The organism is Microbacterium paludicola (assembly GCF_015235415.1).
Lineage (GTDB): Bacteria > Actinomycetota > Actinomycetes > Actinomycetales > Microbacteriaceae > Microbacterium > Microbacterium paludicola.
Genome location: NZ_JADGLL010000004.1, coordinates 66,411 through 91,429 on the forward strand (window position 1 = coordinate 66,411; position 25,019 = coordinate 91,429).

Annotated in this window: 22 protein-coding genes, 1 tRNA gene, 1 other RNA gene and 1 pseudogene; 10 read left to right on the forward strand and 15 right to left on the reverse strand. The window is 70.8% G+C overall.

The features are described 5' to 3' along the window. Nucleotides 1-172 precede the first annotated feature (172 nt). The 6 genes and pseudogenes from IR155_RS16440 to IR155_RS03255 all read right to left on the reverse strand — a co-directional run. Nucleotides 173-277: pseudogene (locus tag IR155_RS16440) on the reverse strand (DUF1622 domain-containing protein); the annotation flags it as partial. 140 nt (nucleotides 278-417) lie between these two features. Further along, complete coding sequence (locus IR155_RS03235) at nucleotides 418-843, reverse strand: pyridoxamine 5'-phosphate oxidase family protein (protein WP_135113143.1); 426 nt, start codon at nucleotides 841-843, stop codon at nucleotides 418-420. Further along, nucleotides 840-3,194 carry an ATP-binding cassette domain-containing protein gene (locus IR155_RS03240; RefSeq protein WP_135113145.1) on the reverse strand — a complete coding sequence of 785 codons (2,355 nt, stop codon included), beginning with the start codon at nucleotides 3,192-3,194 and terminating at the stop codon, nucleotides 840-842. Before IR155_RS03240 ends, IR155_RS03235 begins: the two co-directional genes overlap by 4 nt. Nucleotides 3,195-3,248: 54 nt before the next feature. Continuing rightward, nucleotides 3,249-3,662: a VOC family protein gene (locus IR155_RS03245; RefSeq protein WP_135113147.1), complete on the reverse strand. Its 414-nt coding sequence runs from the start codon at nucleotides 3,660-3,662 to the stop codon at nucleotides 3,249-3,251. Nucleotides 3,663-3,667: 5 nt separating this feature from the next. Further along, a complete protein-coding gene (locus tag IR155_RS03250; RefSeq protein WP_233441082.1) occupies nucleotides 3,668-4,114 on the reverse strand; it encodes a helix-turn-helix transcriptional regulator in 447 nt (148 codons plus the stop codon). Nucleotides 4,115-4,147: 33 nt separating this feature from the next. Next, complete coding sequence (locus IR155_RS03255) at nucleotides 4,148-4,753, reverse strand: LOG family protein (RefSeq protein ID WP_135113149.1); 606 nt, start codon at nucleotides 4,751-4,753, stop codon at nucleotides 4,148-4,150. 32 nt (nucleotides 4,754-4,785) lie between these two features. Between IR155_RS03255 and IR155_RS03260 the strand changes: the two genes are divergently transcribed. Further along, nucleotides 4,786-8,001, forward strand: coding sequence for a S41 family peptidase (locus tag IR155_RS03260; protein ID WP_135113151.1), 3,216 nt, complete (start codon nucleotides 4,786-4,788; stop codon nucleotides 7,999-8,001). Beyond that, the gene (locus tag IR155_RS03265) at nucleotides 7,998-8,930 is read left to right on the forward strand and encodes an AEC family transporter (RefSeq protein ID WP_135113153.1); all 933 of its coding nucleotides are present in this window, start codon (nucleotides 7,998-8,000) and stop codon (nucleotides 8,928-8,930) included. Before IR155_RS03260 ends, IR155_RS03265 begins: the two co-directional genes overlap by 4 nt. A gap of 1 nt (nucleotide 8,931) precedes the next feature. Here the strand turns inward: IR155_RS03265 and IR155_RS03270 are convergent, their stop codons facing one another. From IR155_RS03270 to IR155_RS03280, 3 genes are read right to left on the reverse strand one after another with little or no spacing between them, the layout of a single operon-like run. Next, nucleotides 8,932-10,140, reverse strand: a complete 1,209-nt coding sequence (locus IR155_RS03270) for an anthranilate synthase component I family protein (RefSeq protein WP_135113155.1) — start codon at nucleotides 10,138-10,140, stop codon at nucleotides 8,932-8,934. Continuing rightward, nucleotides 10,137-10,709, reverse strand: a complete 573-nt coding sequence (locus IR155_RS03275) for an anthranilate synthase component II (protein WP_135113157.1) — start codon at nucleotides 10,707-10,709, stop codon at nucleotides 10,137-10,139. Before IR155_RS03275 ends, IR155_RS03270 begins: the two co-directional genes overlap by 4 nt. Nucleotides 10,710-10,748: 39 nt before the next feature. Further along, nucleotides 10,749-11,525, reverse strand: coding sequence for an SDR family oxidoreductase (locus IR155_RS03280; RefSeq protein WP_135113159.1), 777 nt, complete (start codon nucleotides 11,523-11,525; stop codon nucleotides 10,749-10,751). Nucleotides 11,526-11,711: 186 nt separating this feature from the next. Here IR155_RS03280 and IR155_RS03285 point away from each other — a divergent pair, with 186 nt between their 5' ends. The 5 genes from IR155_RS03285 (at nucleotide 11,712) to ppgK (ending at nucleotide 15,212) form a co-directional block, all read left to right on the forward strand. Continuing rightward, complete coding sequence (locus IR155_RS03285) at nucleotides 11,712-12,200, forward strand: NfeD family protein (protein ID WP_135113161.1); 489 nt, start codon at nucleotides 11,712-11,714, stop codon at nucleotides 12,198-12,200. Between the two features lie 3 nt (nucleotides 12,201-12,203). Further along, nucleotides 12,204-13,109: an SPFH domain-containing protein gene (locus IR155_RS03290; protein ID WP_135113163.1), complete on the forward strand. Its 906-nt coding sequence runs from the start codon at nucleotides 12,204-12,206 to the stop codon at nucleotides 13,107-13,109. Beyond that, nucleotides 13,106-13,864 carry a glycerophosphodiester phosphodiesterase family protein gene (locus IR155_RS03295; RefSeq protein ID WP_135113165.1) on the forward strand — a complete coding sequence of 253 codons (759 nt, stop codon included), beginning with the start codon at nucleotides 13,106-13,108 and terminating at the stop codon, nucleotides 13,862-13,864. The genes IR155_RS03290 and IR155_RS03295 overlap by 4 nt, the downstream gene beginning before the upstream one ends. A gap of 121 nt (nucleotides 13,865-13,985) precedes the next feature. After that, a complete protein-coding gene (locus tag IR155_RS03300; protein ID WP_135113167.1) occupies nucleotides 13,986-14,363 on the forward strand; it encodes an RNA polymerase-binding protein RbpA in 378 nt (125 codons plus the stop codon). 96 nt (nucleotides 14,364-14,459) lie between these two features. Beyond that, nucleotides 14,460-15,212 (forward strand): polyphosphate--glucose phosphotransferase, encoded by a 753-nt coding sequence (gene ppgK, locus IR155_RS03305; protein ID WP_135113169.1) that lies wholly within the window; start codon nucleotides 14,460-14,462, stop codon nucleotides 15,210-15,212. Nucleotides 15,213-15,275: 63 nt separating this feature from the next. Here ppgK and rnpB read toward each other — a convergent pair. From rnpB to IR155_RS03325, 4 genes are all read right to left on the reverse strand, one after another. Then, nucleotides 15,276-15,652, reverse strand: an RNA gene (gene rnpB / locus IR155_RS03310) — RNase P RNA component class A. A gap of 46 nt (nucleotides 15,653-15,698) precedes the next feature. Next, nucleotides 15,699-17,525: a bifunctional 3'-5' exonuclease/DNA polymerase gene (locus tag IR155_RS03315; protein ID WP_135113170.1), complete on the reverse strand. Its 1,827-nt coding sequence runs from the start codon at nucleotides 17,523-17,525 to the stop codon at nucleotides 15,699-15,701. Further along, a complete protein-coding gene (locus IR155_RS03320; protein WP_194210285.1) occupies nucleotides 17,440-17,919 on the reverse strand; it encodes a reverse transcriptase-like protein in 480 nt (159 codons plus the stop codon). Before IR155_RS03320 ends, IR155_RS03315 begins: the two co-directional genes overlap by 86 nt. Beyond that, nucleotides 17,916-18,647 carry a zinc ribbon domain-containing protein gene (locus IR155_RS03325; protein ID WP_135113175.1) on the reverse strand — a complete coding sequence of 244 codons (732 nt, stop codon included), beginning with the start codon at nucleotides 18,645-18,647 and terminating at the stop codon, nucleotides 17,916-17,918. Before IR155_RS03325 ends, IR155_RS03320 begins: the two co-directional genes overlap by 4 nt. 143 nt (nucleotides 18,648-18,790) lie before the next feature. Here IR155_RS03325 and IR155_RS03330 point away from each other — a divergent pair, with 143 nt between their 5' ends. Next, nucleotides 18,791-19,756, forward strand: coding sequence for an LLM class F420-dependent oxidoreductase (locus tag IR155_RS03330; RefSeq protein WP_135113177.1), 966 nt, complete (start codon nucleotides 18,791-18,793; stop codon nucleotides 19,754-19,756). A 5-nt stretch (nucleotides 19,757-19,761) separates the two neighbouring features. On the opposite strand, the gene IR155_RS03335 is transcribed toward IR155_RS03330, so the two are convergent. After that, nucleotides 19,762-19,837 (reverse strand) — tRNA-Val (locus tag IR155_RS03335). Between the two features lie 24 nt (nucleotides 19,838-19,861). Then, nucleotides 19,862-20,656 (reverse strand): MOSC domain-containing protein, encoded by a 795-nt coding sequence (locus IR155_RS03340; RefSeq protein ID WP_135113179.1) that lies wholly within the window; start codon nucleotides 20,654-20,656, stop codon nucleotides 19,862-19,864. Nucleotides 20,657-20,781: 125 nt separating this feature from the next. Here IR155_RS03340 and aceE point away from each other — a divergent pair, with 125 nt between their 5' ends. Next, on the forward strand, nucleotides 20,782-23,508 hold the full coding sequence (gene aceE, locus IR155_RS03345) for a pyruvate dehydrogenase (acetyl-transferring), homodimeric type (protein WP_135113181.1): 2,727 nt from the start codon (nucleotides 20,782-20,784) through the stop codon (nucleotides 23,506-23,508). A 7-nt stretch (nucleotides 23,509-23,515) separates the two neighbouring features. Continuing rightward, complete coding sequence (locus IR155_RS03350; RefSeq protein ID WP_135113183.1) at nucleotides 23,516-24,769, forward strand: PucR family transcriptional regulator; 1,254 nt, start codon at nucleotides 23,516-23,518, stop codon at nucleotides 24,767-24,769. The last annotated feature ends 250 nt before the right edge of the window (nucleotides 24,770-25,019 follow it).

The following is a 25,019-nucleotide window of genomic DNA, read 5'->3' on the forward strand; positions in this document are numbered from 1 at the left end:
CGACCTGCGTATCGACAGCCTTGGGGAACTGACTGGCGTGCTTGCCTTCGCATGATCGCGGTGCGTGGGTGTGGCCCCCGGGGAGAGCAACTCCCGGCATCGCGTTCGCACCTATTAGGGCGTCTGCAATCTGTACTGACATAATGTGCATTATCGGCAAGAACACACCGGGTCACTCGGTGGCCTCGGCAGCCGGGGCTTTGCGCTTCTGCCACGGCCACTGCCCGGTGATCTCCAGCTCGAGTGACCAGCTGAGGAACGTCCGGATGACGACGATGCAGGATCGACCGTCCGAGGAACCGACGGAACCGGCTGCCGCGTCCCACGGTCTCGACGATCTCCTGGAACTCCATTCATCCGTGCTAGCGGCTGCGCGCGACAGCCGCCAGCCCGTTGGCACGGAGACCGGCCGCAGCTTCAGGACGACGGCAGATCGGCCGTCAGGCTCTGCGAGACCAGGAACCGGTCGATCTCGACGCGGATCGCGACGCGCTCGGGGTTCGGCCGCGGCGTCCGGTAACGCGCGGCATACCTTTCCTCGGCGCGGCGGACGGACTCCGGGTCATCCAGAACGCTCGCCGTTCCCTCCAGCGTCGACCAGTGGCGTCCGTCCACCTGGCACGCAGCGACACGCGGATCGCGCCCGACGAGCTTCGCCTTCAACGACGAGCGTGAGGTGATCACCCACGCGCACCGATATTCCAGATCGAGGGCTACCCCGACGGGAGTGACGTGGGGCCGGCCGTCTGCGCGCAGCGTCGTCAGCGTGCAGAGGTGCCGCTCGGTCCAGAACTCGAGAAGCGAAGCCGGAAAGCCGTCCCATTCGGGAACCCAGGAAGTCATGCCCCGACTGCCCCCACGTACTTCGCCAGGTGCTCCCCCGTCAGGGTCGACTTGGCGGCGACAAGGTCGGCGGGGGTTCCCTCGAACACGATGCGGCCGCCGTCGTGGCCGGCACCGGGACCGAGATCGATGATCCAGTCGGCGTGCGCCATGACCGCCTGGTGGTGCTCGATCACGATCACGGTCTTCCCCGAGTCGACGAGCCGGTCGAGCAGGCCGAGCAGGTTCTCGACGTCGGCGAGGTGAAGACCCGTCGTGGGCTCGTCGAGCACGTAGATGTCGGCCTTCTCCCCCATCTGGTTGGCGAGCTTGATCCGCTGCCGCTCGCCGCCCGAGAGGGTCGACAGCGGCTGACCGAGCGTCAGGTACCCGAGGCCGACGTCTTCGAGTCGCCCGAGGATCGCGGCGGCGGCCGGGATCTTCGCCTCGCCCTCCGAGAAGAAGGGCCGCGCCTCGGCGACCGGCAGGTCGTACACCTCGGTGATGTCCTTGCCGCCGAGCTTGTAGTCGAGCACCGCGGCCTGGAAGCGCTTCCCGCCGCAGTCCTCGCAGGGCGTCTCGACGGTGTCCATGAACCCGAGCTCGGTCACGATCACGCCCGCGCCCTTGCAGGTCGGGCAGGCGCCCTCGGAGTTCGCGCTGAACAGCGCCGGCTTGACGCCGTTCGCCTTGGCGAATGCCTTGCGGATCGGCTCGAGCAGCCCCGTGTAGGTGGCCGGGTTGCTGCGTCGGGAACCCCGGATGGCGCCCTGGTCGATCGACACCACGCCCTCGCGCGGCGACACCTCGCCGTGGATGAGCGAGCTCTTGCCGGATCCGGCGACGCCCGTGACGACGGTCAGCACACCGAGCGGGATGTCGACGTCCACGTCCTGAAGGTTGTTCCCGCTGGCGCCGCGCACCTCGATCGCGCCGGTCGCCGAACGCACCGCGGGCTTCAGCTGAGCGCGGTAGTCGAGGTGCTGACCGGTGAGGGTGCCGCTCGCCTTGAGCCCGTCCACCGTCCCCTCGAAGCAGATGGTGCCGCCCTGGCTGCCAGCGCGGGGGCCGAGGTCGACGACGTGGTCGGCGATGGCGATCGCCTCTGGCTTGTGCTCGACGACCAGGACCGTGTTGCCCTTGTCGCGCAGTCGGATCAGCAGCTCGTTCATGCGCTGGATGTCGTGCGGATGCAGGCCGATCGTGGGCTCGTCGAACACATACGTGATGTCGGTCAGCGAGGAGCCGAGGTGCCGCAGCATCTTGATGCGCTGGGCCTCTCCCCCGCTCAACGTGCCGGACGGGCGATCGAGGCTGAGGTACCCGAGGCCCAGGGTCACGAAGGCGTCGAGGTTCGCACCGAGGGCGCTCAGCAGCGGGCCGGCGCCGGGCTTGTCGAGCCCGCGGACCCATTCGGCGAGGTCCGTCACCTGCATCCGGCAGGCGTCCGCGATGCTGACCCCGTCGATCTTCGACGAGCGCGCTCCCTCGGTCAGGCGGGTGCCGTCGCACTCCGGACACGTCGCGAAGGTCGCCACCCGCTCGACGAACGCGCGGACGTGCGGCTGCAGCGACTCGATGTCCTTCGAGAGCATCGCCTTCGTGATCTTCGGGATCAGACCCTCGTAGGTCATGTTGATCCCCTGGATCTTGACCTTCGTGGTCTCGCCGTAAAGCAGCATGTGGCGCTGCTTCTCGCTGAACTGCGCGATGGGCTTGTCGGCCGGGTAGAAGCCCGACTCGGCGAATCCGCGCACCATCCAGCCGTCGGCCGTGTAGCCGGGCACCATGATCGCGCCCTCGTTGAGCGACTTCGACTCGTCGATGATCTTCGTCAGATCGAGGTCTGACACCGAGCCGCGGCCGTCGCACCGGGGGCACATGCCGCCGAGGTAGATGACGTCCTTGACGATCGTCTTCTCGCCCTTCGGCCCGGTCATCACTCCGCTTGCCTTTTGCGTCGGGATGTTGAACGAGAACGCCGTCGGACCGCCGATGTACGGCTCGCCCAGCCGGCTGAACAGGATGCGCAGCATCGCGTTCGCATCGGTGACGGTGCCGACCGTCGACCGCGGGTTGGCACCGAGCCGCTCCTGGTCGACGATGATCGCCGTCGTCAGCCCCTCAAGGACATCCACGTCCGGCCGCGGCACGGACGGCATAAATCCCTGCACGAACGCGCTGTAGGTCTCGTCGATCATGCGCCGGGACTCGGCAGCGATCGTGTCGAAGACGAGCGAGCTCTTGCCGGACCCGGAGACGCCGGTGAACACCGTCAGCCGGCGCTTCGGGATCTCGACGCTGACGTCTTTCAGATTGTTCTCGCGCGCGCCCTGCACGCGGATCAGGTCGTGGGTGTCGGCGGGGTGCACCGGCGCTCCTTCGTGTCGGTCGTTCCGTGGTCTGGGACGGGGTTGCGGGATGAGTCAGCCGCGCTGCTGGATGCGGACCATGTTCCCCGCGGGATCGCGCAGCGCGAAGTCACGAAGACCGTAGTCCTGATCGATCGGCTCCTGCACGATGTCGACGTCGGGCAGCGCCTGGATGCGCTCGAACACGGCGTCGACGTCGGGCGTCGCGAGCACGACCCCCGCGTACGTGCCCTTCGCCATCATCTCGGCGATCGTCCCGCGCTCGTCGTCGGTGACGCCGGGGTCGACGGCGGGCGGGGTGAGCACGATCGACGTGTCGGGCTGCCCCGCGGGACCGACGGTGATCCAGCGCATGTTCTCGTAGCCGACGTCGAGGCGCACCTCGAAGCCCAGCACGTCACGGTAGAAGGCGAGCGACGCCTCCGGGTCGGTGTGCGGCAGGAAGCTCGCGTTGATTGTGATGTCCATGTCGGTCACGTTATCGACGCCCTTGCGGGCCGCGCTTCTCGATTCCTGACCGGTCTCGTGGCGGACTTCACCACGAGGGACGGAAGCCCCCCGAGCCCGTGCTCGACGCGGCTGCGGTAGACGCTCGGCGGCATTCCCACCAGCTCGGTGAAGCGCGAGCTGAAGGTGCCGAGCGACGCGCAGCCGACCTCCAAGCAGACCTCGGTCACGCTGAGATCGCCGCGGCGCAGCAGCGTCATGGCACGCTCGATGCGCCGGGTCATGAGATAGGAGTAGGGCGACTCGCCGTAGGCGGCCTTGAACTGCCGGCTGAGGTGACCGGCCGACATGTGCACGCCGCGCGCCAGCGCCTCCACGTCGAGCGGCTTCGCGTACTCGCGGTCCATCCTGTCGCGCACGCGCCGCAGCAGCGCGAGATCGCGCAGACGGGATTCGTCGACGGCCGGGGTCACATCCCGATCGTGCCACGACCCGCCGACATGCGCTCAGGCGTGGGGCGCTTCCTCGGCGCTGAACTTCGGCGTCGGCGGTTCCCAGTCCTCGAGGGCGTGGATGAGGCCGCGCGGCGTGGAGACGACGAGCAGTGAATCGCGGAAGGTGTCCGTGACGAACCCCTCCTCGACCATCCGGTCGACCATCGTGAGCATCGGGCGCCAGAACCCCCGCACGTCGTATATCGCGACGGGCTTGCGATGGATGCCGAGCTGCAACCACGTCCACACCTCGAAGAACTCCTCGAGGGTGCCGATTCCGCCGGGCAGCGCGACGAACGCGTCGCCGAGCTCGGCCATGCGCATCTTCCGCGCGTGCATGTCGGGGGCGATCTCGAAGCTCGTGAGATTCGGGTGCGCCATCTCCTTGTCGACGAGCGCCTCGGGCATGACGCCGTGCACCTCGGCGCCGGCCTCGCGCGCGGAGGTCGAGATCGCGCCCATCAGGCCCACGTTGCCGCCCCCGTAGACCACCCCGATGCCGCGCGCGGCGAACGCCTGCCCGACGTCGACGGCCGCGCGGGCGTATGCCGGGTCCGCTCCGGCGGATGATCCGGTGAAGACGGTGACGCGGCGGATGGACGTGCGCGTGGTGGTCATGCCCCCAGCTTACGGAGCCGTAGGTTGAGGGGGTGAGCGCCCGTCCCGCATACCTCCGCTATCCCCATCTCCACGGAGACCTCCTCACGTTCGTCGCGGCCGACGACGTGTGGATCGCCCCGGTCTCCGGAGGGCGCGCGTGGCGCCTCACGAGCGACATCGCCCCGGTGCGTCAGCCGCGGTTCTCGCCGGACGGTGCGCGTATCGCGTACGTCTCACACCGCGACGGGCATCCGGAGGTGATGGTCGCCGAGGTCGACTCCGGCGACGTGCGACGGCTCACGCACTGGGGCGCCCAGATGACCTATCTGCTCGGCTGGACCGCGGACGGGCGCATCATCGTCGCGTCCAACGGAGGCGAGGCGAACATCCGGCACACGGTCGTGAAGCTCCTCTCTCTCGACGGGTCGTGGGAGCGCCCCGAGATCGGCATGGCGTCGGGCATCGCCCTTCACGGCGACGGGCGCATCGTGCTCACCACGCCGTGGAGCCGCCCGCCGGCGCACTGGAAGCGCTACCGCGGCGGCACGGCCCCGCGGCTGTGGCTCGCGCGCGAGGGCGCCGGCGCCTGGGAGCAGCTGCTCACGGAGGACGAGGCGTCGATCACCGACCCCATGTGGCTGGGCGACGCGCTCGTGTTCGCCTCGGACCGCGCCGCGACGTTCCCCGACCGGGCGGACGAGCAGGCGAACCTCTGGATCTGGGAGACCCCGGGCGAGGGTGCGCCGCGCCTGCTCACGCATCAGACGGCGGCGGACGGCTACGTCCGCGACGCGACGACCGACGGAAACCGGATCGTCTGGCACAGCCGGGGACGGATCCGGATCCTCGACAGCCTCGATGGCGCGCCCCGGACCATCGACGTCACGCTTCCCGGCACCGCCGCCGAGCCGCTGGTGCTGGGCGGAACCCGGCGGCTCGACGCGTTCGCCCCAGATCACGACGCCTCCGGCAGCCTCGTCACCTGGCGCGGCAAGGCGTTCTGGCTCGCCCACCGCGAGGGTCCGGCGCGGGCGCTGCTGGCCGATTCGGGCATCCGCGCGCGGGAGCCGATCGTGCTGGGACGGACGGGATTCGGGGCCGTCGCGAGCGACGCCGACGGCGAGGACGGCATCGACATCCTGTCTCTCGACGGCACGCAGCCGCCGCGCCGCCTGCTGTCCGGCGACCTCGGACGCATCCTCCACCTCGCCGCCAGCCCCGGGGGCGACCGCATCGCGGCGATCTCGCACGACGGCACCGTGCGCGTCGTCGACGTCGCCGGTGGCTCGACGCGCGAGGTCAGCCGCTCCGGCCGCGGCGAGGCGCGGACTCCCCGCTTCTCCCCCGACGGCCGCTATCTCGCCTGGACCCAGCCGGTGGACGCCGGCGGCGATCTCCACGCGATCTGGATCGCCGACATCCACGCGGCCGGCCCCGCGATCCGGCTGACGACGGGGCAGTACAACGACCGCTCCCCCGACTTCACGCACGACGGCCGCCATCTCGTGTTCCTGTCGGATCGCACGTTCGATCCCCACTACAACGCCCACGCGTTCGACCTGGCGTTCGCCGGCGCGACGCGCCCCTGGCTGATCCCGCTGTCGGCCACGGAGCCCGCCCCGTTCGGGCCGAGCGCCGACGGCTGGCCCGTCTCTCCGGCGCCGAAGCCCGCCGAGGACGAGCGCGTCGTGTGCCCCGACCTGGACGCCGACGGCGCGGAGGAGCGGATCGTGCCGTTCCCCGTTCCGTCCGCGGAGTACCGCGACCTGCGGTGCGTCGACGGCGGCGTGGTGTGGATCGCCGTCCACCGCGAGCAGGGAGTGCTCGGCTCGCGCCGCGCGGGAGTGAAGGACGAGCCGACGCCCGACAGCCTCGAGCGCTGGTCGTTCGCCGACCGCCGTGCCGACACCCTCGTCGAGGCGGTGGACCGCTACGCCGTCTCGGGCGACGGACGTCGCCTGACGGTGCGGCACCGCGACGCCGTCACCGTGGTGCCCGCAGACCGTCCCGCGAAGGACGACGCCGTCAAGGTAGACCTCGGCCGGCTGCGCTTCACCGTCGACCGCCCCGCCGAGTGGCGGCAGATGTTCGACGAGAACGCCCGCATCATGCGCGACCACTTCTGGCGGGCCGACATGGACGGCGTCGACTGGGACGCGGTCGTCGCCCGCTGGCGTCCCGTCGTCGAGTCCGCGCTCACGCACGACGACGTCGTCGACATCCTGTGGGAGACGGTGGGCGAGCTGAACACCTCGCACGCCTACGTCACCCCCTCCGCGCCGCTCGGCAACCAGACGCGCCGCCTGGGGTTCCTCGGTGCCGACCTCTCCCCCGCCGAGGGCGGCTGGCGCATCGACCGGATCCTGCCGGGCGAATCGAGCGAGCCGAACGCCCGCTCACCGCTGCGTCAGGCCGGCGTCGGCGCGCGCGAGGGCGACCTCATCGTGGCGGTCGACGGGAAGCCCGTCGACGAGGTCGCGGGCCCCGCCGCGTCGCTGGTGGGGGCCGCCGACAAGCCCGTCGAGCTCACCCTGCGCCGCGAGGGCGAGGACGATCGGCGCGTGGTCGTCGTGCCGCTTCCGGACGAGGAGGTGCTTCGGTATCAGGACTGGGTCCGGTCGCGTCGCGCGTACGTCTCCACCCGCAGCGGCGGACGGCTCGGCTACGTGCACGTGCCCGACATGCAGAGCTACGGCTGGGCGCAGCTCCACCGCGACCTGCGCATCGCCACCGACGCCGAGGGCGTGATCGCCGACGTGCGCTACAACCGCGGTGGGCACACGAGCCAGCTCGTCGTCGAACGCCTCGCGTCCCGCGTCATCGCCTGGAACGCCGCCCGGCACTTCGAGCAGTTCGTCCCGGATCCCGATCGCGCACCGCGGGGGCCGGTCGTCCTCGTCGCGAACGAGTTCTCGGGATCCGACGGCGACATCGTCAACGCGCGCGCCCAGGCGCTCGGCGTCGGGCCCGTGGTGGGTGTGCGCACGTGGGGCGGCGTGGTCGGGATCGACAGCCGGTTCGACCTCGTCGACGGCACCAAGGTCACCCAGCCGCGGTACGCCTACTGGCTGCAGGGCAAGGGCTGGGGCGTCGAGAACCACGGCGTCGACCCGGACATCGAGGTCGTGCACACCCCCGCGCAGCTCTTCCGGGACGACGACCCCCAGCTCGATCGCGCGATCGAGGAGGCGCTGCGGCGCCTCGAGGCCGTCGCCGCGGCGGAGGCGCCGCCGCTGCCCGCGCCGAAGGTGCGTCCCGCCTCGTGATCGGTGTTCTGACCGGCTTCGCGGTCGTCGGTCTCGCGATCCTCGTCGGCTACATCGTCGCCAGGATCGACCTGCTCGGCGAGCACGCACGGTACGTCCTCAGCCGCCTGACGTTCTTCGTCCTGAATCCGTTCCTGCTGTTCGCGGTGCTCGCCGACGCCGATCTGGGGCTTCTCTTCTCGGCCCTGCTGCCGGTGTCGCTGCTCGCAGCAGTGGCGATGATCCTGGTCTACGCGCTGATCGCGCTCCTGCTCTGGAAGCGCTCGCTCGGCGAGGTCGTGGTCGGCGCCCTCGGTGCCGGCTACGTCAACGGCAACAACATCGGGATCCCGATCTCCACCTACCTGCTCGGCAACGGCGCGTATGCGGCCCCGGTCATCCTGATCCAGCTGCTGATCTTCACACCCGTCGTCCTGGCGATCCTCGACAGCGTCTCCAGCGGTGGCGCCGCGGGATGGCGGGGGCTCGGACGCGCGTTGCGACGCACCCTGCGCAACCCGATGATCATCGGGGCCGCCCTGGGGGTGCTCGTCGCGGTGCTCGGAATCGAGCTGCCGACGATCGTGTCGGCGCCGATCGACCTGATCGCCGGCGCCGCGGTTCCCGTGCTGCTGCTCAGCTTCGGCATGTCGCTGTTCGGGCAGCGGGTGCTCACCACGCGCGCGTCCCGCGCGGATGTGCTGCTGTCCACCGGGATGAAGCTGTTCCTGATGCCCGTGGCGGCCTGGGCGATCGGGCTGCTGTTCCAGCTCGATGCGCACGCGATGCTCGTGGTCGTGGTGCTGGCGAGCCTGCCGAGTGCCCAGAACGTCTTCAACTACGCCCAGCGCTATGGGGTCGGCGAGATCCTCGCCCGAGACGTCGTCTTCCTGACCACGTTCGGCTGCATCCCGATCGTGTTCGTCGCGGCGACGGTCTTCGGGGCCTGAGTCACGCCTCGAGAGCGCGCAGCAGGCGCTCGGCCTTCCAGCGCGACTCCGTGTACTCGTCCTCGGCCGTCGACTGCACAGTGACGCCGCCGCCGGTGCCGAGCGTGTACGTGCCGGATCCGTCGGTCAGCAGCGTCCGGATGATCACGCCGAGATCGGCGCGGCCGTCACCCGAGATCCAGCCGAGCGCCCCCGCATAGGCGCCGCGCGGGGTCGCCTCGACCTCGTCGATGATCTGCATCGTCCGCAGCTTGGGGGCACCCGTCATCGATCCGGCAGGAAACAGGGCGCGCAGGGCGTCGATGCTGGACACGTCGGCACGCAGCGCCCCGCGGACTGTCGACACGAGCTGGTGCACCGACGCGTACGACTCGACCGCCATAAGCGTCGGCACCTCGACCGTGCCGACCTCGCACACCTGCGAGAGGTCGTGCCGCAGCAGGTCCACGATCATCAGGTTCTCGGAGCGGAAGCGCTGGTCGGTGCGCAGCAGCTCGGCCGCCGCCGTGTCCTCCGCCGCGGTCGCCCCGCGAGGGGTGGTCCCCTTGATCGGCTTCGCCTCCAGGGTGCGCGCCGTCCCGCGGGCGTCGATCCGGGCATAGCGTTCCGGCGACGAGCCGGCGACGAAGGCGCGGGCGCCGGGCATGTCGTGGTGCAGGTACGCCGCGTAGGGCGCGGGATTCACCCGCCACAGGCGCGTGAAGGCCTCGAGCGGTGTCAGGTCGCTGCGGGTGGTGGCGCGGTAGGTGAGGTTCACCTCGTACGAGTTGCCGGCGTGAAGGTGCTCCTGCACGGACTCGAACGCGTCGCGGTACCACTGCGGCGCGGGCTCGTGGGTGGCTCCGACGACCTGCTGCCCTGAGGTCTCGGGCAGCTCGAGGGACTCGACGTGCGACGGGCGCATCCACACCGCGTCGGGCAGGATGTCGTCGGGCCGCGCCGGCAGATCGGAGCGCGCGGCATACCCGAAGTAGCCGTACCAGCGGTCGTCCGGCGCCCCGGCCGCGATCTCGGCGGCGAGCACGTCGAAGATGTCATCGCCGACCACCTCGCGCCTGGCCGCGACGTGGCGCGTCACTTCGCGGCGGCGGGCGTCGTAGGTGAGCGACACGTCGTCCGGCTCGAGCCAGGCGAGCTGCGGCCCGCCGTCACCCCCGTGAAGCCAGACGCAGCGGCCGCTCCCGGCGGCCTGTGCGATCCGGTCGGTCATGCGGCACCGAGGAAGTTCCGCACGATCGTCTCGCCGTGTTCGGTGAGGATCGACTCGGGGTGGAACTGCACTCCCGCGATCGGCAGTGTGCGATGCGCGACACCCATCACGAGACCCGTGCGCTGGTCCGTCGCCGTGACGACGACGTCGTCGGGCAGCTCGAGGGCCGCGAGCGAGTGATAGCGGATGGCGCGGAAGCCGTCGGGGATGCCGGCGAACAGCCCCGCGCCGTCGTGGTGCACGGTCGCGTCGATGCCGTGCCCCGGGTCGACCCGCTCCACGCGTCCGCCGAACGTCGTCACGATGCCCTGCATGCCGAGGCACACCCCGAGCACCGGCTTCTCCCCCGCGCGGAGCACCTCGCGCCCGACGGCGAAGTCGTGCGGGTCGGCCGGATGGCCTGGGCCCGGCGACAGCACGATGAAGTCGTGCGCGAGCACTTCGGCCGCCGTGCACTCGTCGTGCTCGACGACACGCGGCAGCGAGCCGGTCACCCCGGCGATCAGGTGCACGAGGTTCCCCGTGTAGCTGTCGTGGTGGTCGATGACGACCACGTCGTGCGAGGGCATGGACCTATTGTGGGGCCCGCCGCACCCGCGCGACGCCCGCTACTCGGAGGCGAAGGCGCTGACGTCGCCGACGAGGCGGGTGTTGTCGGCCGGCACCGGGTCGACCGCGGCCCGCGCGACCTCGGCGGCGAACTCCGACACGTTGTACAGCTTCCCGGCCGACTCGCGACGCTGCGCGATGGCCCCGGGGTTGGCGCGCTCGAGAAGCGTGGCGGTGATCGTCCCCTCGATCATGTCGCCCGAGACGACGGTGAAGCCGATCCCCTTCTCGGCGAGCGCCGGGATGCGCTCGCGCAGTGCGTCCTCGCCCGCGCGCTTCGACAGCGCGACGGGCTCGTACTCGGGCATGGTCGGCGTGGTGCGGATGAAGTGGGCCTGGTGGCTCGTCACGAAGACCACCCGCGATCCGTCGCCGAGCAGGGGCTCGGCCGCCGTCAGCACGCCGACCTGCGCGTCGCGGTTGAGCGTGAGGGAGTAGTCCGCGGCCATCCCCGACTCCATGCCGCCCGAGGCGTTCAGGACCAGGATGTCCAGCGTGCCGAACTCGTCCTTGACGGCCGCGAACATCGCGTCCACCGACGCGGGATCCGTCAGGTCGGCGCCGACGACGAGGGCGCGGACACCGAGCTCGCGCAGCTCGGCGGCGAGCTTCTCGGCGCGGGGCGCCTTGTTGCGGAAGTTGATGACGACGTCGGCGCCGGCCTGCGCGAAATAGCGCACCGTGTCCGCGCCGATGCCGCGGGAGGAGCCGGTCACGAGGGCGACCTTGCCCGCCAGGGTGCCGGGGGCGATGGGCTGCGAGGGGGCGTCGGTCACGGTGTCTCCTGGAGCGGACGAGCGGATCGGGCGCGCGTCGCGAGGTCATCGCGGCGCGCCCTGGGGTCTGTTCGACAGTACCAACGAGGCACCGCGGAGCCCTGTCGCGAGCCTCCAATGTCGCGGCGCTCCGGTTGTCCGTCCCGGCGTCGTCGGCCGCTGGTAGGGTGCGAGCAAGGAGGCCCCATGGACTTCGCAGTGTGGGAATTCATCGGACAGTGGGCGTGGGTCGGCTGGATCGTGCTGATCGCCCTGTTCCTCGCGATCGAAGTCATGGCGGGTGAGCTGACGTTCCTCATGCTCGCCCTCGGCTCGGCCGCGGGAATCGTGGCGGCGCTCGCCGGCGCGCCCGTCTGGCTGCAGGTGATCATCGCCGCTGTCGCGGCCGTCGCCGGGCTCACACTGCTCCGGGCCCCGCTGCTGCGCAGGCTGCGCCGCAGCTCCGACCCGCAGAAGTTCAACGTGGATGCGCTCATCGGCCTGAACGGCATGGTGACCGAGACCGTGACGGCGATCGGCGGACGCGTCAAGCTCGTGAACGGCGACTCGTGGTCGGCGCGCGTGCAGGCAGGTGGCGAGCTTCCGCCGGCCACCCCGGTCGTTGTGCAGCAGATCAACGGCGCCACGGCGATCGTGACCCGAACGACCGCGACAACACCGACCCCGGAGAGCTGACTCATGCCAGACATCGGAGCGATCCTGCTGTGGATCCTCGCCATCGCCGTCGTGATCTTCGTGATCACGGTGCTCGTCCAGGCGATCCGGATCGTGCCGCAGAGCGAGGCGTTCATCATCGAGCGGCTCGGCAGGTACCACCGCACCCTCTACGGCGGGCCCCACCTGCTTATGCCGATCATCGACCGCACGCGTGCGCGCGTCGACCTCCGCGAGCAGGTGGTCTCATTCCCGCCCCAGCAGGTCATCACCGAGGACAACCTGTCGGTCGCGGTGGACGTCGTCGTGTACTTCCGCGTCACGGATCCGCGCGCCGCGACGTACGAGATCGCCAATTACCTCGGCGCCGTCGAGCAGCTCTCGATCACGACCCTCCGCAACGTCGTCGGCGGCCTGAACCTCGAGGAGGCGCTCGTCAGCCGCGACCTGATCAACGGCAAGCTCAGCGCGACGCTCGATGAGGCCACGGGCCAATGGGGAATCAAGGTCGGCCGCGTCGAGATCAAGGCGATCGACCCGCCGGCGACGCTGCGGGATGCGATGGAGAAGCAGATGCGCGCCGAGCGAGACCGGCGCGCCGCGATCCTCACGGCCGAGGGCCAGAAGCAGTCGCAGATCCTCGTCGCGGAGGGCGCCCGCCAGGCGGAGATCCTCAAGGCCGAGGGCGACAAGCAGGCGCAGGTGCTGCGCGCGCAGGGCGAGTCGGAGGCGATCCAGAACGTCTTCAACGCCATCCACGCCGGCGCGCCGGATGACAAGCTGCTCGCCTACCAGTACCTGCAGACGCTGCCGAAGCTCGCCGAGAGCCAGTCGAGCAAGCTCTGGATCATCCCGAGCGAGCTGACGGAGGCCCTCAAGGGCATCGCCGGCGGCTTCGGCCGCGGCACGACCCCGTCGGATCGCCCGTGACGCACCCGTACCTCACCGGAACGCCCCATCCGCGGGTGCTCGCCCACCGTGGCCTCGCCGTGCCGGGTGATCACGTCGCCGAGAACTCGTTCGCCGCCATCGCCGCCGCGCACGCCGCGGGCGCCGCGTACGTCGAGTCCGACTGCCACGTGACGGCGGAAGGTCACGTTGTGCTCTTTCACGACGACACGCTCGAGCGCGTGACGGGCGACCGCCGCGCGATCGCGGAGGTCTCGCTGCGGGAGCTCGCGCAGCAGATGGAGTCTCTCGGCGGCCTCGCGACCCTCGAGCAGTCGCTCGAGGCGTTCCCCGAGACGCGATTCAATCTGGACGTCAAGGCCGGCGCGGCCGCCGTGGGCGTCGGCAGGCTGGTCGCCGAGCATGCCGACCGCGTGCTGGTGACGAGTTTCTCGGATCAGCGACGCCGGATCGCCATGGACGCGGCCCTCCCCGCGCGCCCGGCGATCTCGCCCGGTTCCCGCACGATCACGCGCATCGTCGCGGCCGTGGGCGCCGGGCTGCGGCCGGTCGCGATGCGGCTGCTGCGCGGGTTCGATGCCATCCAGATCCCCGAGCGCCAGGGCGCGATCCGCGTGCTCACGCCGAGGCTCATCCGGTGGGCGCACGACGCCGACGTCGAGGTGCACGTCTGGACCGTCAACGACCCGCAGCGCATGCGCATGCTCGTGGCGATGGGCGTCGACGGGATCGTCACGGACCGGGCGGATCTCGCCCTGGAGACCCTCACCCGCTGAGCCGCGCGGCCCATCTCTCATCACGCTGGGATTCGGCTGGGAAACCCTTGCGGGAGCGCGCACTTCGGATGATGCGCACAGGCGCGAGCGTTATACCTGGGACCGACGAGAGGACCACACAATGGCAGATCGCAGCCTTCGCGGAATCCGACTCGGCGCCCAGAGCCTCCAGAGCGAGGAGGGCGTCGTTTTTATGGAGCGCACCCAGCACACGTACCACTGTGCCGCGTGTGATCGCGACACCACGCTCACCTTCGCGGCCGACGCCGAGGCCCCCCAGACCTGGGAGTGCCGCGGCTGTGGCGGCGAGGCGCTGCTGAAGATCGACGGTGGCACCGTCGAGGTCGACCACAGCGGCGACAAGGCCGCACGCACCCACTGGGACATGCTGCTCGAGCGCCGCACCCTCCCCGAGCTGGAGGAGATCCTCGCGGAGCGCCTCGAGTTCGTCCGGGCCCGCCGCGGCGCCGGCGACGAGGCGCGCGCCAAGTCGGCCTGACCGATCACACAGAGACGACGCCGGCCCATCGTGGCCGGCGTCTTCTGTTGTGATCGAACGTCAAGCACTCCCCTCCGGCTCCCATAGGCTGTGACCATGGCGAAGAGCGTGGACCGGGCCGTCGGCATCGACATCGGCGGCACCGGCATGAAGGCCGGCATCGTCGACCTCGTCGACGGTCAGCTGGTGAGCGAACGAGTGCGGATCCCCACCCCCGAAGGCGCGAAGCCGAAGGACGTCCTGGCGACGGTCGAGCAGCTGCTCGACAAGCTCGGGTCGGATGCCGACGAGCTGCCCCTGGGCATCTGCTTCCCGACGATCGTGAAGAACGGCCGCACCCTGTCGGCGGCGAACGTGTCGAAGAAGTGGATCGGCTTCGAGGCCGACCGCTTCTTCGAGGAGGGCCTCGGACGCCCGATCCACTTCGTCAACGACGCGGATGCCGCGGGCCTCGCCGAGCTCCGCTTCGGCGGCGCCAAGGACCAGCCGGGGCTCACCATCCTGACGACGCTCGGAACGGGCATCGGATCGGCGTTCCTGTTCGACGACGCGCTGGTGCCGAACACCGAGCTCGGCCACCTGCAGTGGAACGGCGACTCCATCGAGCGCTACGCAGCCCCGACCGCGCGCGAGCGCGAGAACCTGTCGTGGGAGGAGTGGGCGGGTCGCCTGCAGGAGTTCTACGACCACGTGGAGTTCCTCTTCTCCCCCGACCTCATCTTGGTCGGCGGCGGCGTGTCGAAGAACCCGGAGAAGTTCATGCCGATGCTGAAGACCCGCGCCGAGATGCGGATCGCGACGCACGCGAACAACGCCGGCATCATCGGCGCCGCGTCGCTGTCCCTCTGACCCCGTAAGCCGCACGCGCCCGGATCCGACTGGATCCGGGCGCGTCTTCGTTCACGGCTGAGGCGAATGGGCCGGCCTGTACGCCGGGTTCTGTTCCGGGGCTTTCGCCCCTTCGACGACCATCTCTCTCGGCGACACGTTGCCGTGCCGCTCTAGCGACCTACCCGGGGACTCGGCGGGCCGCTTCGACGTCCCCTGTCTGGTCTTGCTCCGGGCGAGGTTTACCGAGCGGATCGCGTCACCGCGACCCCTGGTGGTCTCTTACACCACCGTTTCACCCTTACCGGGCGCCCTTTCGGGTGCCCGGCGGTCTGCTTTCTGTGGCACTGTCTCGCGGATCGCTCCGGGTGGGTGTTACCCACCGCCCTGCCCTGTGGAGCCCGGACGTTCCTCGGCGCGCGGCGGCGAACCGCCCGCGACGCGGTCGTCCGGCCGACCCATTCGCATCCGCCAGTCTACGTCGCCGAGATCGGAGGATCCCGCCGGTCACTCCTTGGCGGCGCTGTCGGAGATGCGCAGGTCGAGTGGGAAGTCGATGGGGAACGAGCCGAACAGCAGGCGGCCGGCCGCCGCGGCAGATTCGCTCAGGGCCTCGGCTGCGGCTTCGGCCTGTTCGGCCGGGGCGTGGATCAGCACCTCGTCGTGGAGGAAGAACGCAAGGTGCGCGCGCCGCGCGAAAGCCGGCCCCGAGGCCGGCGCGGCGGCGGCCGGCGCCACAGGAGGCAGCTGCGCCAGCCGCAGCCGGAGATCCGCGAGCCACGCGAGCGCCCACTCCGCCGCGGTCCCCTGCACGATGAAGTTGCGGGTGAAGCGCCCGCGGTCGCGCGCGATGCGACGCGCGCGGTTCTCATCCGCCGCCGACGCACCGGGACGCGAGGCGCGCTCCTGAGCCGAGCGCCAGGCCTCGTCCGGCCCCGGACTCGTGCGGCCGAGCCAGGTGGCGACGACCCCGCCGTCCTCCCCCGTTCGCGCAGCCGCGTCCACCATCCCCATCGCCCGCGGGTAGGCCCGGCGCAGACGCGGGACGAGCCGGCCCGAGTCGCCGGTGGTGGCGCCGTACATCGCACCGAGCACGGCGATCTTCGCCTCGGCGCGCGTGCTGACCGCGCCGTCCGCGACGATGCCCTCGTAGAGATCGCGCCCGCGCGCGGCATCCGCCATCCTGTCGTCCCGCGACATCGCGGCGAGCACACGCGGCTCGAGCTGGGCGACGTCCGCGCCGACGATGCGCCACCCCGGATCGGCGCGCAGCGCCCCGCGGATCTGACGGGGCAGCTGCAGCGCGCCGCCTCCCGAGGACGCCCATCGGCCGGTCACGACCCCGCCCGGCACGAAGACCGGACGGAACCGCCCGTCGTTCACCCACTCGTCCAGCCAGGCCCAGCCGTTGGCCGTCAGCAGCCGTGCGAGCCGCTTGTACTCGAGCAGCGGAGGGATCGCGGGGTGCGCGATCTCACGCAGCTCCCACTTGCTCGTCGAGTCCACGAGGATTCCCGCGCTGTGCAGTGCGCGCAGCAGGCGCGGCGGCGAATCGAGCGAGGCGGCCGGGTCGTCGAGCGCCTCGCGCACCTCGGCGGCGAGACGCGCCATGTGATCGGGCACGCCGCCGGCCCGACGGGCGCCCAGCACCTCGGTCAGGATGCGGCGGTGATGCTCGGCGTCCCACGGCACCCCGGCGACGCGCATCTCGGCGGCCACGAGCGCGCCGGCCGACTCGGCGGCGAGAAGCAGGCGCATCCTGCCGGGGTCCGGCGCGAGTGGCACCGCCGCGTCTTGGCGGTCGAGCTCGGCGAGCACCTCGGCGATGTCGTCGCGCCCTCTCTCGGATCCCGTGCGATCCAGCGCGAACAGCGCGTCGTCATCCGGGCCCTCGGCCGTGCCGATCCCGTCCCATTCCGTCGCCGCGCGCAGGGCGGATGCGCTCGGCGCCGCCTCGCGCAGGATCGCGTGCGAGAGCCGCAGGTCGTGGCAGCGCACGACGCGGACGCCGGCCGCCAGGAGCTTCGGGTACCACTCGGCCGTGCTCGACCACACCCAGCGGATGGCGCGGCCCGCGTTCGCGGCCTCCGCTTCCCGCGCGGCGACCCAGGCGGGCAGCTCTGCCGCCGTCAGCGGCCGGCGGCCCCGCTCTCCCTCGCGGGCGAGCACGATCGCCACGATGCCGCCGCCCGCGGTGCGCCCGAGGGCGATGCGATCCGCGTGTGCCCACGGCGAGGCGTCCGCCGGTTCAGAGGAGGAAGTCACCGCCCACGGCCTCGGGTGCAGGGGCGGCCACGCCGCCGTCGAGATCGCGGCGGAAGCTCGCTCGCGCATCCATCGCCTCGTTGGCTGCAGCGTCCGCGAGGCGGTTGTCGCTGCGCGGCACCCACTCGAAGGTGACCGTCCGCCCTGCCGTCAGCTCGCGCGCGCGGCGGGCGAGCGTCTGCATGTCGGGGTGCTTGATCTTCCAGCGGCCGGTCATCTGCTCGACGACGAGCTTCGAATCCATCCTCACGTGGATGGCCGTCGGGTCGCGATCGAGCGCGGCCCGGATCCCGGCGATCATCCCGTTGTACTCGGCGACGTTGTTCGTCGCGATGCCGACGTAGACGCCGACCTCGGTGAGCACCGCTCCGGTGGCCGGGTCGATCACCACCGCGCCGCCGGCAGCCGTGCCGGGGTTGCCGCGCGAGCCGCCGTCGGCCTCGACGATGAGGGCTCCGGTCACAGACCGGACTCCGCGGTGCGCACCATGATGGCGCCGCACTCGGGGCACAGCGCGACCTCGTCGTCCGGGGTCGATCGGAGGACCGCGAGGTCGCTGGGCGAGAGGTTCATGTTGCAGGCGCCGCACATGCCGCGCGTGAACACGGCGGTGCCCGTGCCGCGCGACGCGAGCCGCTCATAGAGGGCGAGAAGGTCGGCGGGGATGCGCCCGGCAACCGCTGCGCGGTCGCGCGTCAGGGTGGCGAGGTCGGCTGTCGCCTGCGCCACGATTCCCTTCGCCTCGGTGCTCAGGCGCTGGCCCTCGGACGTGACCTCGTCGAGGAGCGCCTGCTGCTCGGCGGCGGCCGCCTCGGCGGCTTCGAGCTTCTCCATGACCTCAAGCTCGGCGTCCTCGAGGTCGCTGCGGCGCTTCTCGAGGCCGGCGATCTCGTGCTCGAGCCCCTGGGCGTCCTTCGGGCTGCTGGTGGCGGCGAGACGCTCCGCGTCGCGCGCCCGACGGGCGGACACGACGGCGACGTCGCCTTCGATGCGCTTCAGCTCCGCGCGCAGGTCGTCGCGCGCTCCCGCCTTCTCCGCGAGCTCGCGGCCGAGTGCCGTGCGCCGGGCGATCAGCTCCTGCACGCGCGCCGCCTGGGGCGGGTTCTTGCGCGCGGACTCCGCCTGCGCGATGCGGCGGTCGATGTCGACGACGTCGAGCAGGAGGAGCTGGTCTGCGGGGCTGGCTTTCACCCTTCCAACCTACCCCGGCACCCGCCCGCCGCACGGGCGGAGGTTGCCCGATGAGCCGCGCGTCCGCAACCCCCGTGCGCCCGCTGCTCGAGGCTCGTAACGTCGCCCGTGGACGCTGACCGACGCGCACGACGGAGGATCGGATGACACGTTTCGGCTACACCCTGATGACCGAGCAGAGCGGACCGCGCGAGCTTGTCCGCTATGCGCAGCAGGCGGAGGATCTCGGCTTCGACTTCGAGGTCTCGAGCGACCACTACTCCCCCTGGCTCACCAGCCAGGGGCACTCCCCTTACGCCTGGAGCGTGCTGGGCGCGGTCTCGCAGGTGACCTCCCGCGTGGATCTGATGACCTACGTCACCTGCCCGACGATGCGGTACCACCCCGCGGTCGTGGCGCAGAAGGCGGCGACGATGCAGCTTCTGTCCGAGGGGCGCTTCACCCTCGGTCTCGGGTCCGGGGAGAGCCTCAACGAGCACGTCGTCGGCGAGGGGTGGCCCGGGGTCGATCAGCGCCAGGACATGCTCGTCGAGGCGATCGAGATCATCCGCGCGCTGCACACCGGCGACCTCGTCACCTACGACGGCGCGTACTTCCGCGTCGACTCGGCGCGGGTCTGGGACGCCCCGGACGGCGGGGTCCCGCTGGGAGTAGCGGTGTCGGGCGACAGCTCGCTGTCGAAGCTCGCTCCCCTGGGCGATCACCTGATCGCGGTGCAGCCGGAGGCGCAGCTGGTCACGGGGTGGGATGAGAAGCACGAGGGTGAGTCGCGCAAGATCGGCCAGGTGCCGATCAGCTGGGATCCGGATCCGGATGCGGCCGTCGCGCGCGCTCACGATCAGTTCCGCTGGTTCGGCGGCGGATGGGCGGTCAATGCCGATCTGCCGACCCCGGCGGGCTTCGAGGCGGCGAGTCAGTTCGTCCGGCCGGAGGACGTCGCGGCGTCGATCCCGTGCGGACCGGATCTGGATGCGCTCGCGGAGGGCGTGCGTCCGTTCCTCGACGCCGGCTTCACCGACATCGCGATCGTGCAGATCGGCGACGAGAAGCAGCAGCAGTTCCTCGATGACGTGGCGGGGCCCCTGCTGGAGCGCCTGCGCGCGCTCTGACGGTGTGGTGGGCCCTGCCGGGATCGAACCGACGACACCCTGGGTGTAAACCAGGTGCTCTACCAGCTGAGCTAAAGGCCCGTTCTTCGAGTCTACGGGCGCGCCTCAGCCGACGCGGACCTCGTCGCCCACCCGGATGACGCCACCGCCATCGACGGGCAGCAGCAGGATGCCGAGGGTCGGCGCGTCCTGTCCGATGTCGCGCGTGAGCGTCTGCAGCAGTCGCGCGTCGCGCTCCCCCGTGTCCGGGTTCGCGTGCACCGCGACGCAGCGCCCGATCGGCTGCTGCACCTCGAAGGCCACGTCGCCGATGGTGACGCGCCCGGTCCATCCGAGCTCGGCCCAGGCCGCGACGCCGTCGAGCACAACGTTCGAGCGGAACCGCCGGTCGTCGACGGGCGCATCCGTGATCGCATCCAGCGCCACGACCGATGCACCGCCGTGCAGCGAGACGTACCCGCGCGGCCGGTCCTGGAACCGCGACGCCACACCGTCGCCGACAAGCCGCAGCGGCAGGCGTCCCTCGGCGCGGAGGCGACGGCCGTCCGGCGTGCCCAGCACATAGGCCGTGACGGCGTCCGTGAGACGCTCGCGGCCCTCCTCGTCGAGGCCCTCATCTGCCAGCACGTCGTCTCCCAGGCTGACGCGCACGCGCTGCCCCGCGGCGTCGTACGTCACCCCCAGCCGGGCGAGCCCCGGGAAGTCGACGAGCGCGAGCCCGCGGGTCTTGGGCCAGTAGTCGAGCCCGTCGCGGTCTTCCGGCACCGCCGCGTCGGCGAACCGGAACGCGAGCACCCGGTCGCCCTCCACGCGCCCGTCCGGGCCGACCGTGAGCGACTGACGAGGCTCGGGCGTGAAGCCCTTCAGCGGATAGCGGAACAGGGCTCTCACGTGCGGCACCCGTCCATCCTGCACCCTTGCGGGGTCTAGGCTGAGAGGCGATCACGCGTGCGCTCGGACCCATCGGCGCGCGCGCAGGCATGTACGCGAGGCACGACCTGCCCCGCTCGACGAAAGGGAATCCGGTGGCTGTACACGACCAGGATCCGTACTCGCAGGGACCGCAGGACAGCGATCCGGAAGAGACCAGCGAGTGGCAGCAGTCGCTGGATGAGCTCGTCGACGCGAAGGGTCATCAGCGGGGTCGCGAGATCATGCTGAGCCTGCTGAAGCGGTCGAAGGATCTGCACCTGGGCGTGCCGATGGTGCCGACCACCGACTACGTCAACACCATCGCGCCCGAGGACGAGCCCGACTTCCCCGGCGACGAGGAGCTCGAGCGTCGCTATCGTTCCTGGATCCGGTGGAACGCGGCCCTCACGGTGCACCGCGCGCAGCGGCCCAGCATCGGCGTCGGCGGCCACATCTCCACCTACGCGTCGTCCGCCTCGCTCTACGAGGTCGGCTTCAACCACTTCTTCCGCGGCCAGGACCACCCGTCCGGCGGCGACCAGATCTTCGTTCAGGGACACGCCTCCCCCGGACCGTACGCCCGCGCGTTCCTCGAGGGACGCCTCACCGAGGCGCAGCTCGATGGCTTCCGTCAGGAGAAGTCGGCGGGGGCAAACGGTATCCCGTCCTACCCGCACCCGCGGCTCATGCCCGAGTTCTGGCAGTTCCCGACCGTCTCCATGGGCCTCGGGCCGATCAACGCCATCTACCAGGCGATGACGAACAAGTACCTCGCCAACCGCGGCATCAAGGACACGGCCGACAGCCACGTCTGGGCGTTCCTCGGCGACGGCGAGATGGACGAGGTCGAGAGCCGCGGCCAGCTGCAGGTCGCGGCCAACGAGGGCCTCGACAACCTCACGTTCGTCGTCAACGCGAACCTCCAGCGCCTCGACGGCCCGGTGCGCGGCAACGGCAAGATCATCCAGGAGCTCGAGAGCTTCTTCCGCGGTGCCGGCTGGAACGTCATCAAGGTCATCTGGGGCCGCGAGTGGGACGACCTGCTCGCGCGCGACAAGGACGGCGCGCTGCGCAACCTGATGAACGTGACGCCCGACGGCGACTTCCAGACGTACAAGACCGAGTCCGGTGCGTACGTCCGCGAGAACTTCTTCGGCCGCGACCCGCGCGCGCTCGAGCTGGTCAAGGACTACTCCGACGACCAGATCTGGGGTCTGCGCCGGGGTGGTCACGACTACCGCAAGGTCTACGCGGCCTTCAAGGCGGCCCAGGAGCACAAGGGCCAGCCGACCGTCATCATCGCCCACACCATCAAGGGCTACGGCCTCGGGCCGCACTTCGAGGGCCGCAACGCGACCCACCAGATGAAGAAGATGACGCTCGACGACCTCAAGCTGTTCCGCGACACGATGCACATCCCTGTCACGGACAAGCAGCTCGAGGACGACCCGTACCGCCCGCCGTACTACCACCCGGGTGAGAACGACGAGACGATCCAGTACATGCTCGAGCGCCGCCGCGCGCTGGGCGGCTTCCTCCCGGAGCGCCGCAGCAAGTACACCCAGATCCCTCTTCCGCAGGACAAGGACTACGCCCTGATGAAGAAGGGCTCCGGCACGCAGGAGATCGCCACCACCATGGCGTTCGTGCGTCTCGTGAAGGACCTGCTGCGCGTCGACGGGTTCGGCAACCGCATCGTGCCGATCATCCCGGATGAGGCGCGCACGTTCGGCATGGACTCGTACTTCCCGACCGCGAAGATCTACAACCCCCACGGCCAGAACTACACCTCGGTCGACCGCGCGCTTCTGCTTGCGTACAAGGAGAGCCCGCAGGGGCAGATCCTCCACGTCGGCATCAACGAGGCCGGCGCGCTTGCGGCGTTCACCGGGACGGGCACGACGTACGCCACGCACGGCGAGCCGCTGATCCCGATCTACATCTTCTACTCGATGTTCGGCTTCCAGCGCACCGGCGACGCCCAGTGGGCGGCCGGCGACCAGATGGCCCGCGGCTTCATCATCGGCGCGACCGCCGGACGCACGACCCTGACGGGTGAGGGCCTGCAGCACGCCGACGGCCACTCGCACCTGCTGGCCTCGACGAACCCGGCGACCGTGTCGTACGACCCGGCGTACGGGTACGAGATCGCGCACATCGTGCGCTCGGGCATCGAGCGGATGTACGGCGGCCAGCACGAGGACCCCAATGTGATGTACTACATCACCGTCTACAACGAGCCGATCGTGATGCCGGCTGAGCCGGAGAACGTGGACGTCGACGGCATCGTGCGCGGCATCCACCGCATCTCGGAGGGCCAGGGCGACGGCCCTCGCACGCAGCTTCTCGCGTCGGGCGTGGGTGTGCCGTGGGCGCTCGAGGCACAGGAGCTGCTCAAGAACGACTGGGGCGTCGTCGCCGACGTGTGGTCGGTGACCAGCTGGACCGAGCTGCGCCGCGACGGCCTCGCCGCCGACGAGCACAACTTCCTGCACCCCGAGGCAGAGCCGAAGGCCGCGTACATCACCGAGAAGCTCAAGGACGCCGAGGGCCCGGTCATCGCGGTCAGCGACTTCATGCACGCCGTGCAGGACCAGATCCGGCCCTGGGTGCCGCAGCGTTACCTGACACTCGGCGCCGACGGCTTCGGCTTCTCGGACACCCGCGCCGCGGCCCGTCGCTTCTTCAAGATCGACGGCCCGTCGATGGCGGTGCGCGCCCTGCAGGGCCTCGCCGACGAGGGCAAGGTCGACCGCAGCGTGATCGCCCAGGCGATCGAGAAGTACCGTCTGCACGACGTCAACGCCGGCACCTCGGGGAACGCCGGCGGGGAGAGCTGAGCTCTCAGTGAGTCAGGACGCCACGCCCGTCGAGGGCACGGCATCGGGTGAGGGGGCCGCTCTCGACAAGACGGCCACCCTCGCCTGGCTGCGCCGGATCTCCGGTGACCTCGCGACGGCGACCACAACACGGCTCGAGCAGTCGCTGTCGTGGTACGCCGGGATGCCTCCCGCGCGCCGCTCGGCGGTGGGCCTCGTCGCGCAGGCCGGCATCACGTCGTTCATCCAGTGGTACGACGACCCCACGTCGACGCCCTGGATCGCGGCCGACATCTTCGCGGCGGCCCCGCGCGAGCTGCTGCGGAGCGTCAGCCTGCAGCAGACGCTGCAGCTGATCCGGATCACCGTGGAGGTCGTCGAGGAGCGCGTCGCGTCGAAGAGCGAGGACCTGCGCGAAGGCATCCTCCTGTATTCGCGTGAGGTCGCCTTCACGGCTGCCGACGTCTATGCACGCGCCGCGGAATCGCGGGGCCTGTGGGATGCGCGCCTCGAGGCGCTCGTCGTCGATTCCATCCTCACGGGCGAGGCCGACGAGGAGCTGCCGAGCCGGATCGCCGCGCTCGGCTGGCACGGCCACGGCCAGGCGTGTGTGCTCGTCGGCACCGCTCCCCCGCAGTTCGATGTCGACCAGGTGCGGCGCACGTCGCGCAAGCTCGGCGTGGATGTGCTCGTGGGCGTGCAGGGATCGCGTCTCGTGATCGTGATCGGCCGGGCCCAGGAGGCGGACGCCGACGAGGAGACCGAGTCCGAAGGCATGCCGTTCATCGAGGTCGCCCGTCACCTCGAGCCCCTGTTCGGCGAGGGCTACCTCGTGCTCGGGCCGACCGTTCCCGCGCTCGTGGACGCGAGCCAGAGCGCCCGCGCCGCGCTCGCGGGATTCGCCGTCGCGCGCGGCTGGCGCCACGCTCCTCGTCCGGTCGAGGCCGACGACCTGCTGCCCGAGCGCGCTCTTGCCGGCGATCCCGTCGCCAAGCAGACCCTCGTAGAGCGGATCTACCGCCCGCTCGCGGCGCACTCCACCGACCTCGTCACGACGCTGTGGAGCTACCTCGACAACGGCCGATCGCTCGAGGCGACGGCCCGCGAGCTGTTCGTCCACCCGAACACCGTGCGCTACCGCCTCAAGCGGGTCAGCGACGTGATCGGCTGGGATGCGACGGGCCCGCGCGAGGCGCTCATCCTGCAGACGGCGCTGATCCTCGGCTCGATCGGATCGGCGGACGTCGGCCGCCGCCGCGCCGCGGTGCGCCGCCCTCGCTGACCTGTTTCTCGGCTCGCTTCGCTCGCGCCCAATCCTGGCTACCGCTGATTGTCAGCTCGCTTCGCTCGCGCCGCGCGCTCATCGATCCCTCGCCCGACGCTCCGCGGCGGGACTCGCGCTCGATGGGCTGTCGCTCCGCTCCATCCGGGGCGCGCTGGTTGGCCGCTCCGCGGCACGCTCGCTTCGCTCGCCGGTGGGTTCCCAGGCACGCCCGCCGCGAGCCGCCAGAAGAGACCCGCAGCGAAGCGAG

What these genes read in the sequence shown, in the direction of transcription:
- IR155_RS03235 (WP_135113143.1), bottom strand. Translation starts at nt 843, where the DNA reads ATGACTTCCTGGGTTCCCGAATGGGACGGCTTTCCGGCTTCGCTTCTC.
- IR155_RS03245 (WP_135113147.1), bottom strand. Translation starts at nt 3,662, where the DNA reads ATGGACATCACAATCAACGCGAGCTTCCTGCCGCACACCGACCCGGAG.
- IR155_RS03255 (WP_135113149.1), bottom strand. Translation starts at nt 4,753, where the DNA reads ATGACCACCACGCGCACGTCCATCCGCCGCGTCACCGTCTTCACCGGA.
- IR155_RS03270 (WP_135113155.1), bottom strand. Translation starts at nt 10,140, where the DNA reads ATGACCGACCGGATCGCACAGGCCGCCGGGAGCGGCCGCTGCGTCTGG.
- IR155_RS03275 (WP_135113157.1), bottom strand. Translation starts at nt 10,709, where the DNA reads ATGCCCTCGCACGACGTGGTCGTCATCGACCACCACGACAGCTACACG.
- IR155_RS03285 (WP_135113161.1), top strand. Translation starts at nt 11,712, where the DNA reads ATGGACTTCGCAGTGTGGGAATTCATCGGACAGTGGGCGTGGGTCGGC.
- IR155_RS03290 (WP_135113163.1), top strand. Translation starts at nt 12,204, where the DNA reads ATGCCAGACATCGGAGCGATCCTGCTGTGGATCCTCGCCATCGCCGTC.
- IR155_RS03300 (WP_135113167.1), top strand. Translation starts at nt 13,986, where the DNA reads ATGGCAGATCGCAGCCTTCGCGGAATCCGACTCGGCGCCCAGAGCCTC.
- ppgK (WP_135113169.1), top strand. Translation starts at nt 14,460, where the DNA reads ATGGCGAAGAGCGTGGACCGGGCCGTCGGCATCGACATCGGCGGCACC.
- IR155_RS03315 (WP_135113170.1), bottom strand. Translation starts at nt 17,525, where the DNA reads ATGCGCGAGCGAGCTTCCGCCGCGATCTCGACGGCGGCGTGGCCGCCC.
- IR155_RS03330 (WP_135113177.1), top strand. Translation starts at nt 18,791, where the DNA reads ATGACACGTTTCGGCTACACCCTGATGACCGAGCAGAGCGGACCGCGC.